The organism is Oleisolibacter albus, assembly GCF_003336875.1.
Lineage (GTDB): Bacteria > Pseudomonadota > Alphaproteobacteria > Azospirillales > Azospirillaceae > Niveispirillum > Niveispirillum album.
In genome coordinates this window covers 1-12,467 of the sequence record NZ_QGNJ01000020.1, presented here as the reverse complement: position 1 = coordinate 12,467, position 12,467 = coordinate 1, and the positions used below count along the sequence as shown (strand labels likewise).

The following is a 12,467-nucleotide window of genomic DNA, read 5'->3' as shown; positions in this document are numbered from 1 at the left end:
GACGGCCTCACGGACAGGACGGGACGGATGAGTCTCGGCGGATACGGCGGGGTGATTCCCCGGTGCCGCCGCCGCGGACGGAAAACTGCCGAATAGGGCTGCGCTGCGGTGCAGCAGGTGTGGCGCATTTGCTACGGCCCGGAGGATATAGCCGAAAGGAACAGCCAACGCCTAGTGCCCAGGGACGATGTAACATAAGCGTCATAAATCCTTTACACGACCGACATAGGTCTCTGCTTCTTTCCGCGCCATTCGACCGGCTATTGGGGGCCACGTATGACCATGCTTGCTACTTCGACCCGCGGCGATCTGCGCCGATATCGCAACCTGCTGAAGCTCGGCACCGGCGCTGTCGCCATGGTCGCCGCCAGCTGGGCGGCGCCGGCCCTGGCGCAGTCCACCGCGTCGCAGCTGGAAGAAATCATCGTCACCGGCACGCGGGAACAGGCTTCTGTCGGCGGTCTGATCCGCGCCGAGCAGGCCGCTAAGGCCCGTTCGACCATCACGCAGGAGTACATCTCCTCTCAGATGGCGGGCCAGTCGGTTCTGGACACCATCAACCTGCTTCCCGGCGTGAATTTCACGAACTCCGATCCCTACGGCAACAGCGGCGGCAATATCCGCATGCGCGGCTTTGACGGCAACCGCGTGTCCCTGCAGTTCGACGGTATTCCGCTGAACGATACTGGCAACTACGCTGTTTATACGAACCAGCAGCTGGACTCGGAGGTCATTGACCGCGTCAATGTCAATCTGGGCAGCACCGACGTCGATAGCCCGACCGGTTCTGCCACCGGCGGCACAATCAACTATGTAACGCGCCTGCCGTCCGATACGCCGGATGCCACGGGCTCGGTTGCCATTGGCTCCTTCGCCTATCGTCGCGTCTTCGCCTCCGCGGATACCGGCGAGCTGGGTCCCTACAAGACAAAATCCTTCATTGCTGCGTCTTATACCGACTACAACAAGTTCAAGGGGCCGGGCGAGCTTGAAAAGAAGCAGGTCAATGGCCGAATCTACCAGCCGCTGAAAGGCGACGATTTCGTCAGCCTGGCTTTCCATTACAACGAAAATCGCAACACGTTCTATCGTAATATTAGTCGTGCTCAGTTCAATCAGGGTATTGAAGATTACGATTATAATCCGAAATACATTACGCCCACGGTGACTCCCGGAACTGTTGACGTGGATGCTGGGGCCAATGGCGATTACTACGAGTTCAATACTAATCCGTCGAACACGGGTAACATCCGTGCCCAGTCGAAGTTCTCGCTGTCCGACAGCGTGACCCTGACCTTCGATCCGTACATCCAGTACACGTTGGCCAATGGCGGCGGCACCAGCGTCATTTATGAAAATGACTGGCGTCTGATTGGTGGGGCCAATGGCACTGCTATTGCCAAGGGTGTCGATCTGAATGGCGACTGCACCGGCGTCATCGGCGGCATCATTCCGCTGGGCAGCAGCTGTGAAATCGATCAGGTTCGCCTGTATCGCCCGAACAACACCAACACCTGGCGCCCGGGGCTGACCTCCTCCGTCCTGTGGGAGATCAACGACAATCACCGCCTGCGCTTCGGTTACACGCTTGATTACGGTCGTCACCGCCAGACCGGCGAGTACACCTACATCAGCGCCGACGGGCAGCCGAACAACCTGTTCGGTGGCAAGGAAGGAACCCAGGTCATCGGTGCCAACGGTTTGGCCATGCGTGGCCGTGACCGTTACTCCGTCGCTGAGTTGAACCAGCTCTCAGCCGAATATACCGGCAAGTTCCTGGACGAGCGGCTGCGCCTGACCGCCGGCGTGCGCGCACCGTTCTTCAAGCGTGAGTTGAACCAGTTCTGCTATACGGTTCAGACTCTGGGCACCAGCAACTCGCCTTTCCGCACGAACTCGGGCGATCTGAACAGCAACCAGTACTGCGCGGCCTCGGTGCCGACCACCGCGTCGGGCATCATCCTGCAGCCCTACAGCGCGACCAAGAAGTACGACGACGTGCTTCCGAATCTGAGCGTCGCCTTCAAGCCGGCGGAAGACCACCTGGTCTATGCCAGCTACGCCGAGGGCATCTCGCTGCCGCGTACGGACAGCTTGTACGGGCTGAGCCTGCCGGATGCTGATCCTGAGACGACCAAGACTGTGGATGTCGGTTACCGGTACCAGTCCGGCATCGTCATCGGCTCGGTGTCGGCCTATTACACCCGCTACTATGACCGGATTAAGTCCTCTTATGATGAGGATCTGCGGCTCAGCCTCGACCGCAACATCGGTCGTGAAGACATGATGGGCGTCGATGCCGAAGTCGGTGTCGAGCCGATCGATAACCTGACCCTCTACCTCTCGACCTCCTACATCGACACTGAGGTGAAGGAGAATATTGATACCGGTGCCGGCACGGTTGCTCTGACGAAGGGCAAGGAAGAATCTGAGACGCCGAAATGGACGGTGTCCACCCGTGCCCAGTACAAGCTGTACGATTTCACCTTTGGCGCGCAGATGAAGTATGTCGGCAAGCGCTGGACCAACGACGTGAATACGGAATACACCCCGTCCTACACTGTTGTGGATCTGGATCTGCGCTACGATCTGGACTCGGTGCTAGGAACCGAGGGTTCGTCCTTCCAGATCAACGTCAAGAACGTTTTCGACCGCTTCTATATGAACAACATCAGCACGGCCATCAGCGGGACCCGGACCGCCAGTGTCGGTGCCCCGCGGACTGTTCAGGGCTCCCTGCGTCTGAGCTTCTGATCGCCTGCGAGAAGTTGATCGGAAGGGGAATTTCCCCTTCCGTCCTGAAAGGCGGCAGGTTCAGGAGAAAACATCTGAACCTGCCGGAGCAGGTCACTATGCGGTTACAGAAAGGGCGGCCACAACGGCCGCCCTTTTCCTGTTTGGTGCTATCTCCGCTGTGCGCCGGTGAACTGATCCTGCATCTTGAAGAGGCCGGTAATGGTGCAGCGCTGTCCGTTCAGGAAGATGGCATCCATGGGGCAGACCGTTCCGGCGGTGCTGCCCAGGGCCAGGGTGGTGACGTCGTCGAGATCGGCGTCGCACAGGCCGCCCAGTTCGGCCCGGTACCAGCCATCGTCGGTCTGCAGCAGCAGATGCTGACGGTCCACCCGTTTCCAATTGCGGAGTCCGCTGCTCCAGGTGCAGGCGGTGCCGGCGCCGCTGGTCGCATCACCGGCGGTGACGCTGGTGACGGCCGTGCCCGCAGGACCGGCGTCCGGGCTGCTGTCGGCTGCGCAACCGGCCAGCAGCAGCGGCAGAATGATGTACAGATGGCGCGTCATGTCTCACCTCGTCGGGACCGGCGGATGACGAGCCTATCATCCGGGCGGCGGTAGGGGCGGCGCGGATATGCCCCGAGCGATGTGCCGGGGCAGGCTCGTAACGGCGCTCCGCGCCGGTGGCGCCCGAACGGGGCAGCCCCGGGCGGCGAGCGTTTGGCGCGCACGCATAGTCTTTTCACCCAGCGGCCACACTGTTTCTGTCGTATAATCTTTAATTGAGGGTCGAGACGCTCGGCCTATGCAAAAACCTATGCTAAAGGTATAAGCCTTATTCCTGTCCTTCCCCCTCCCGGCCAGCCCAGGTGCCCTGTTGCGCACGAAGCAGATCCTCCTCGCCCTCACCTCCCTTCTCGGCACGGGCGTGAGCCCGCTGGCGCTGGCCCAGGATGCCGGGCAGATCCTGCGCGATGTCGAGCGCAACATCCCGAAGACAGCTCCTCCCACCCCGTCGGTGCCCGATCTGGCACCGGCCGCGCCCGATGACGGCTTTCTGAAAGAGGGGCAGACGGTACGGGTCGCCGGCTTCCGGATTCTGTCCACCCTGATCGCCGAAAAGGAGTTGCAGGACCAGGTTGCGGAGTATGTGGGGCGCGACTGCACCCTGGGTGACCTCAAGGAGGCGGCGGCCAAGATCAGCCGTTATTACGCCAAGCGCGACCTGCTGGCCCGTGCCGTCCTGCCGCGGCAGAACCTGGCGGGCGGGATCGTCACCATCCAGGTGCTGGAAGCCCGCATGGGGCGGGTGAAGATCGATCCCAGCAGCGACACCCGGCTGGACCCTGCGCGGGCGGCGGATTTCATCCATGCCCAGAATCCGGCCGGCGACCCCTTGCGCCCCGGGGCCGTGGCCACTGGCGTTTCCAATCTGGGGATCATCCCTGGCATGCAGGCCGTCGGCATCCTCGATGCCGGTGAGGAAGAGGGGACGACCGATGTCATCCTCAAGCTGCGTGAGCCGCCGCTGCTGACCGGCACCGTCATCCTCGACAACAATTCCGCCCATGACATCGGCCGCGTGCGTGGCCTGGGCATGCTGACCATGAGCAATCCCAACGGCTTCGGCGAACAGGCCACCGTGGTCGGCCAGGTCACCCGGGCCTCCCGGTATGGTCAGGTTTCGGCCGGTGCGCCGGTGCTGGACGGCGAGTTGTGGCTGGAGGGGATGGGGGCGGCGCTGACCTATGACATCCCGGCGGATGTCAATGTCAGCAAACCTTCGGGCACGGCCCAGACGGCCGGACTGGTGGCGCGCTGGCTGGCGCTCCAATCCTCGGCGGAGCCGCTCAGCCTGTCGCTGGGCGTCGAACATAAATGGACCAGGGACAAGGTGGCCGGGGTGCAGACGGCCCGGAACCGTCTGGCCTCCGTGACCCTGTCCGCCCACCATGTCCTGCGGGACCAGTGGCAGGGCGGCGGCGTGTTCATGCTGGACGCGGCCGTCGAAGCCGGCACTGTCGACCTGTCCGGCGATGCCGGCAACAAGGCCCTGGACAAGGCCACCGCCGACACCCATGGCCGTTACGGCAAGATGACCTTGTCGATCGCGCGGCGGCAATCCCTGTGGGAGGGCGGCGATGCGCTGGTTGCGTTGTCGGGCCAGGTCTCCAGCAAGAACCTCAACAGTTCCGAGCAGTTCTCCCTGGGCGGGATGAACGGCACGCGGGGCTATCCGGTCAATGCAGGCAGCGGTGATCAGGGCGTCATGCTGACCATCGAGGTCGGGCATCAGCTGCAGGACGATCTGCGCCTGGCCGCCTTCTGGGATGGCGGCCTGATCGAACAGCACAAGGAACTCTGGGAGGGCTGGCAGGGGCTAGAATCCCCGCACAACTCCTATGTGCAGCAGGATGTGGGCGCCAGCGTGCAGTGGCGTCCGCTGGACAGGATCCAGGTCAATACCACGGTTGCCAGGCGGATCGGTCCGGATGCCGGGCGCGGCATGGATCTGCGGGCGGCCAATGAACGGCGGGCTGAATTGCGCGCCTGGATGCAATTGATTCTTTCGGTGTAAGGCAGGTGTGACGATGGCTGGCCAGACCCCTCGCAAGGTTTCCGTCTTCCGCGCCCATCTGCTGGGCTGCACGGCTGTTCTCTCGGTGCTTCAGGCCCTGACCGGTGCGGCCTGGGCCCAGTCGTCCCAGGCTCCCGGCGCCCTGCCCACGGGCGGACAGGTGCAGGCGGGGACGGCCAGCATCGCCACGGCCGGCACGGCCATGACCGTCACCCAGACGACGGACAAGGCCATCATCTCCTGGGACCGGTTCAACGTCGGATCGGCGGCCAGCGTCACCTTCCATCAGCCCGGCACCGGGTCGATGACCCTGAACCGCGTGCGCGGTGGCGAGACATCGATGATCGATGGTGCCCTGCGTGCCACCGGCACGGTGATCCTGGTCAATCCCAATGGGGTTGTCTTCGGCGGCGGCAGCACGGTGGATGTGGGCGGGCTGATCGCCTCGACCCTGGATATCGCCGACGAGGACTTCGAGAAGGGCACCCTCTCCTTCACGCGCGGTTCGTCGGACGGATCGATCGTCAATCTGGGCCGTGTCACGGCGCGTGACGGCTCCATCGCCCTGCTGGCGCCGAAGATCACCAACCTGGGCTATGTCCGGGCCGAACTGGGCTCGGTCGTTCTGGCGGCGGGCGAAACCGTGGTTCTGCGCCCCGAGGGTGGCGCTCCGCTGAAGGTGGATGCCTCCCTGGTCCGGGCCGAGATCGAAGCCGGAGGCATCATCCAGTCCGGTGGTGGGTCCGTCTACCTGTCGGCCCAGGCCCTGAACCGGGTCAATGCCGGCGTCATCAAGGCCACCGGCGTGATTGAGGCCGACAGCCTGACCGACAAGGGCGGGACCCTGGTCCTGGATGCCAGCGGCCCCATCACCCTGGAAGGGGCGCTGTTCAGCGCCAAGGGGACCAAGGGCGGTGGCACGGTGCTGGTCGGCGACGCCCAGACCGCGTCCGTCACCATGGATGCCCGCAGCCGCATCGATGCGTCGGCCACCGACAGCGGCAAGGGCGGCACGGTCATCGTCAACAGCCGGGATACCGCGGCGCACGGCACTCTGCTGGCCCGCGGCGGCAAACTGTGGGGCGATGGCGGCTTTGTCGAGACCTCGGGCCACAATCTGGCCTTCGATGGGGTCCGGGTCGATGTGGGGGCCGACAAGGGCAAGGCCGGCAACTGGCTGCTGGACCCCTATGACCTGACGGTGAACGCCGCCTATGCCAGCGCCATCCAGGCCGCCCTGGCCTCGGGCAATGTCACGCTGCAGACCACCAATACCGCCGTCAACACCACCGGCGTGGCGGCGGGCGGCGGCACCAATGCCAGCGGCAATGGCGATATCTTCGTCAATTCCGGCATCACCTGGAGTTCGGCCAATTCCCTGACGCTGGATGCCTATCGCGGTGTCACCGTCAATGCCGCCATGTCCGGCAGCAGCCTGTCGGTTGTCACCAATAATGGTGGTACTGGCGGGCGCTTTGCCGCCAACGCCCCGGTGGACCTGACCACTGGGCTGAACATCAACGGCACCGCCTATACGATGATCACATCGTCGGCGCAGTTGGCAGCCATCAGTGCGACGGGTTCCTATGCCCTGGCCAGTAACCTGACGCTGACCGGCGCCTGGACGCCCATCGGGTTTAACAGCACCGGCGCCAATGCCACCCCGTCGTTTGTCTTCGGCGGTACGCTGGACGGGCTGGGCCATACGATCAGCGGGCTGACCCTGAGCCAGGCCGGGTGGTCCAACATCGGGCTGTTCAGCACCGTCGGCAGTACCGGTTCACTGGCCAATCTGGTGCTGACCAACGCCACCATCAGTGGCGGTGTGCCGACGTCGGCCACGACGGCCTGGGGTTTCCTGTCCGGGCGGATGTCCGGCACCGTTTTCAACAGCTCCGTCACTGGCACCATCACGGGTTCCCGCCTCACGGGCCTGGGGGGGCTGGTGGGCGTGCTGAATGCCGGCACCATCCTGAACAGCAACGCCACGATCACAACGGCAAATGGCACGGGCATAACAGCCATGGGTGGCCTGGCCGGGCAGGCCACGGCCAATTCCTATATCAGCGACAGTTACGCCAATATCAACTTCATCCTTGGCGTGTCGAATGTGCGCATCGGCGGGGTGGCGGGCGACGCGACGGGGCTGACCGTACTCAATTCCTACGCCACCGGTACGATCACGGCCACCACCAGCACCGCCAGTTTGACGCAGTATATTGGCGGGCTGGTCGGGATCAATCTCAACGGCACGATCGCCAACGCCCATGCGGCGGTCAATATCGGGCTCCAGAATGCGTCGACCCGCATTGGCGGCCTGGTCGGCAGCAGTTCAGGTCTTATCACCAACTCTTATGCGACGGGGAATATCACCCTTGGCGGCACGGGCAACCAGTATGTTGGTGGTCTGGTTGGCGTCAATTCCCAGACAACCGCCACCGTTGTCAGTGCCCGGGTTTTCAACAGCTATGCGACCGGCGATATTGCGGTTGGCAACGCGGCGGCAATTAATGCCTCTGCGCAATATATCGGCGGGCTTGTCGGGCATATGCAGAGTGGCGTTGTCAGCGGCAGCTTTGCCTCTGGCACCGTTTCGGTTGGTCGTTCCGCCACCTATGTCGGCGGGCTGGTCGGATCGGCAGAGGCCTTCAATCTGACCTCATCGTCGGTGCTGGGCAGCTTTGCCACCGGGCGGGTTATTGGAGGCTCCGTCGCCAGCAATGTTGGTGGGCTGGTCGGCCGTGTCTTTGGCAGCATCGTCACCGGGGCCTATTCAACCGGCAGTGTGACGGCCGGGGTCGGGTCCACCGCTGTCGGCGGCCTGATCGGGCAGGTCGCCACGAGTGGTACGGTTTTGGCTACGGTTGCCAATGTCTGGTCCAGCAGCCCGGTTACGGCGGCCACCGGCGTTTCCGTGGGCGGCCTGGTCGGCCTCATCGCCAGCAGTACGGTGCTTAATAGTTATTGGGATACCAGCAGCACGGGCCAGTTGAATGCCTATGGCACCAGTTCTGGCGGCAGCTTCTCTGCGACCGGGGTCAGCGGCACGGCGGCCTTTTCCTCCGCTACCTACAGCAATTTTGATTTCACCAGCATCTGGTATCAGATCGAGGGTGCAACGCGGCCCTTCCTGCGGGCGCAGAATTGGACCACCATTGTCAATGCCCACCAGTTGCAGGCCATCGCTGTCAACCCGTCGGGCACATATGTCCTTGGTGCGAACATCACTATGGCGGAGCTGGCCAGTGCCAATAGCCTGTGGAACACAGCCACGGGTTTCGTCCCCCTGGCCTTTTCCGGCACGCTGGATGGCCGGGGCTACAGTGTCAGCGGCCTGACCATCAACCAGACGGCGTCGGGCAGCCTGGGCCTGTTCAGCACCATCGGTGTCAGCGGTTCGGTGTCCAACCTGACCCTGACCGGGGCGTCGGTCACCGGCGGGGGGAATTATCTGGGCCTGCTGGCCGCGGTCAACCTGGGTACGGTCAGCGGAGTGGCGGCCAGCGGCCTTATCACCGCCCTGGGCAGCAGCATCAGCTACGTTGGCGGTCTGGTCGGCAGCAACGAGGGCACCGTCAGCGCCAGTTCGGCCACCGCCACCATCACCGCCGGCAATATGCTCAGCTTTGCCGGCCTGCTGGCCGGGCAGAACAGCGGCACCGGCCGCATTCTGAACAGCAGCGCCACGGGCAGCATCCTGGCGGGTGCCAACGCCTCTGCTGTGGGCGGCCTGATCGGTCGCAATGCCGGTGAGGTATATGGCGGCACGGCGCTGGCCAATATCCTGCTGGGTGACGATGCCTCCGACATCGGTGGGTTGATCGGTTCCAACAGCGGCAGCGTCACCGCCAGCGATGCCAGCGGCACCGTGCAGGCGGGCCAATTCGCCGTGCAGGTCGCTGGCTTGGTTGGCTTCAACAACGGCACCGTCAGCACCTCTTACGCCACCGGTACGGTCAGCGTCGGTTCGGCCGCAGAGGTGGTGGGCGGACTGGTGGGCCGCAATAACGGCATTGTCACCAACTCCTATGCCAGCGCCACGGTGCGGGCCGGCAATGATGCTCAGAATGTCGCCGGGCTGGTTGGCTTTAATACGGGCACTGTCATCAACGCCTATGCGCTGGGGGGCGTGTCGGTCAACCGCACCGGCATTAATGTGGCCGGACTCGTCGGCAGAAATACCGGCACCATCGCCAATGCCTATGCCACCGGCAGTGTGGTGGCGGGAACCGGTTCCGAGAATGTGGTCGGGTTGGTGGGGCTTAACAGCAACGTCATCATCAGCGCCTATTGGGACCGCACAACGACGGGTCTTAACCTGGGTGTGGGCAGCGGCAGTTCCACTGGCGTCACCGGTTTCACCAGTGGCGATGCCTATAGCAGCGCCACCTATGGCAATTTCGATTTCAGCAACACCTGGTACCTGCTGGAAGGCTACACACGCCCCATCCTGCGCGCGGAATACAGCACCAGCATCTCCAATGCGCACCAGTTGCAGCTGGTCAACCTGAACCTGTCGGCCAGCTACACGCTGTCCCGCGACATCAATATGGGGGAGGTGCGCAACGCATCGGGCGTGTGGAACACGGCCACGGGTTTCCTGCCCATCGGGTTCAGCGGCAGCGGCAGCAATGCCGCGCCTGACAGTTTCACCGGCACGCTGGATGGCCAGGGCCACGCCATCAACAACCTCTATATCAACAATGCCGGCATCAGCAACGTCGCCCTGTTCGCCTCGGTGGGCAGTGCTGGCGTGCTGACCAGTGTCGGCATCTATGAAGGCACGGTCGTGGGTGGGGGCGGCAATGTCGCCCTGTTGGCCGCGACCAATGCCGGCACCCTCCTCAGCGCCTATGCCACGGGTACGCTGACCGCCGGCAGCGGCGCCCAACATGTGGGCGGGCTGGTCGGTGCCAACAGCGGCACCGTCAGCGTCGCCTATGCCACCGCCGGCGTTACGGCGGGGGCCGGCGCCACGGCTGTCGGTGGCTTGGTCGGCTATAATACCGGCCTGATCACCACCGTCTTTGCCAGCGGCGGGGTGACCGCCGGTGCGGGTGCCGGGATGGTGGGCGCCTTTGCCGGTAGCAATGACGGCACCATCGCCACTGTCTATTGGGACAGCAGCACCAGCGGCCAGACGGTAGGGGCCGGCGGCGGTACCGGCAGCTTCACCGGCACCGATGTCAGCGGGACGGCCGCCTATGCCACGGCCACCTATAGCGGGTTGGACCTGGTCAATACCTGGTACATGGTCAACGGCTATACGCGGCCCATGCTGCGGATGGAATATTCCAAGACCGTCAGCAATGCCCACCAGTTGCAGCTGATCAATCTGGATACGACGGCGCAGTACCAGATCATCGCCGACATCACGATGAACGAACTGACGCGGCCCGGCGGCCTTTGGTCCTCCAAGGGCTGGGTGCCGATCGGGTTTAATACGGCGAACTCCAACAGTGCGCCGACCTTCTTCAATGGGGCGCTCAATGGCTGGGGCCGCACGATTTCCGGCCTGACCATTGCCAATGCCGACTACAATAATGCGGGTCTGATTTCCTATATCGGGACCACCGGTGTGGTTTCCAGCCTCACCCTCAGCAATGTTTCCATAACCAGTTCTGGTTCTAATCAGAATATCGGGATGCTGGCCGGTAATAATGCGGGCACGGTGGGGAATGTCTTCGCGTCCGGTACGTTTGATCTTGGGTCTAACAATAGTGCCGTCGGTGGTCTTTTCGGTATGAACAGTGGCCGCGTTTTCAACAGCGCCGCCAATGTCACCCTGCGGGCCGGACAGAACGCAACCAATGTCGGTGCGTTGATTGGTCAGAATATCGGCTCGCTCTCCAACGTTTATGCCACCGGCTCTATTGTCGTCGATCTCTATTCCTCGAACGTTGGTGGGCTGGTTGGTTCCAATAGCGGTGGAACCATTGTCAAGGCTTACAGCACGGCCAGCATCGTCGCAGCACCGAATGCCAACTCCGTTGGCGGTCTGGCTGGCTATAATACCGGGGTGATTTCCGCAACCTATGCGGCCAACAGCATCACCGCGCTGGCGGGCACAGGCGTGGCCGGTCTGGTGGGGGGCGGCAGCGGGAGCGGCACGGTCATTGACAGTTTCTGGGATGTCACCAAATCCGGCCTGACCGTGGGCGTCAGCAATAGCAATACATCGGGAACGGTCGCGGGACTTTCCACAGCCGAATGGTTCAGCAATGGCCCGATTGTCCAATCTGTCTTCAGCGCTAACGACTGGGTCCAGGGCTATCCCTATCCGATACTGAAGGCGCTGCCCTATATCACCCTGACCGGATCGGGGACGGGCGTCTATGGCCAGGGGGCCGGATCCGTCAGCGTGACCGGCGCCTTCGACCAGAACGGCAACAGCATCACCAGCGGCCTGTCCACCGTCGGGCTGACCTGGGCACCCGCCAGTGCCAATACGCCAGTGGGGACCGCCCTGTTGGGGGGCAGCGGCGCCAGCTATGCCGATGGGCTGTTCCAGTTCGTCTATGGCGGCACGCTGACGATCACGCCCGCCCCGCTGACCATCACGGCCAGCGGCGCCACCAAGACCTACGGCAGCAGCATCAGCGTGACCGGCTACACCGCCAGCGGTCTGGTCAGCGGTGACAGCATCACCGGGCTGACCCTGCTAGCCAGCGGCGGCACGGGGACAGCGGCCGGTGTCGGCAGCTATACGATCATCGCGTCGGATGCCACGGGCTCGGGCCTGTCGAACTACAGCATCACCTATGTCGACGGCACGCTGACGGTCAATCCGGCGGCGCTGACCATCAGCGTGGGCAATGCCACGAAGACCTACGGCGCCAGCGCCAGCCTCAGCGGCTACAGCGCCAGCGGTCTGGTCAATGGCGATACGGTCACGTCCATCAGCCTCAGCAGCAGCGGGTCGGGCACGGCGGCCGGCGTCGGCAGCTACAGCATCGTCGGCAGCGCGGCCACAGGCTCGGGCCTGTCGAACTACAGCATCACCTATGTCGACGGCACGCTGACGGTCAATCCGGCGGCGCTGACCATCAGCGTGGGCAATGCCAGCAAGACCTACGGCGCCAGCGCCAGCCTCAGCGGCTACAGCGCCAGCGGGCTGGTCAATGGCGACAGCATCAGCGGCCTGTCGCTGGTCAGCA

Annotated in this window: 4 protein-coding genes; 3 read left to right on the top strand and 1 reads right to left on the bottom strand. The window is 63.5% G+C overall.

Going from position 1 to position 12,467, the window contains the following annotated elements; genetic code table 11:
* Positions 1 to 276 precede the first annotated feature (276 nt).
* On the top strand, positions 277 to 2,754 hold the full coding sequence (locus tag DK368_RS19440) for a TonB-dependent receptor (protein WP_205028302.1): 2,478 nt from the start codon (positions 277 to 279) through the stop codon (positions 2,752 to 2,754).
* A 149-nt stretch (positions 2,755 to 2,903) separates the two neighbouring features.
* On the opposite strand, the gene DK368_RS19435 is transcribed toward DK368_RS19440, so the two are convergent.
* Positions 2,904 to 3,299 carry a DUF6491 family protein gene (locus DK368_RS19435; RefSeq protein ID WP_114395646.1) on the bottom strand — a complete coding sequence of 132 codons (396 nt, stop codon included), beginning with the start codon at positions 3,297 to 3,299 and terminating at the stop codon, positions 2,904 to 2,906.
* A gap of 310 nt (positions 3,300 to 3,609) precedes the next feature.
* Here DK368_RS19435 and DK368_RS19430 point away from each other — a divergent pair, with 310 nt between their 5' ends.
* Positions 3,610 to 5,310, top strand: coding sequence for a ShlB/FhaC/HecB family hemolysin secretion/activation protein (locus tag DK368_RS19430; protein WP_114395645.1), 1,701 nt, complete (start codon positions 3,610 to 3,612; stop codon positions 5,308 to 5,310).
* Between the two features lie 13 nt (positions 5,311 to 5,323).
* The coding region (locus DK368_RS19425; protein ID WP_114395644.1) for a two-partner secretion domain-containing protein at positions 5,324 to 12,467 on the top strand (7,144 nt) is incomplete at its 3' end.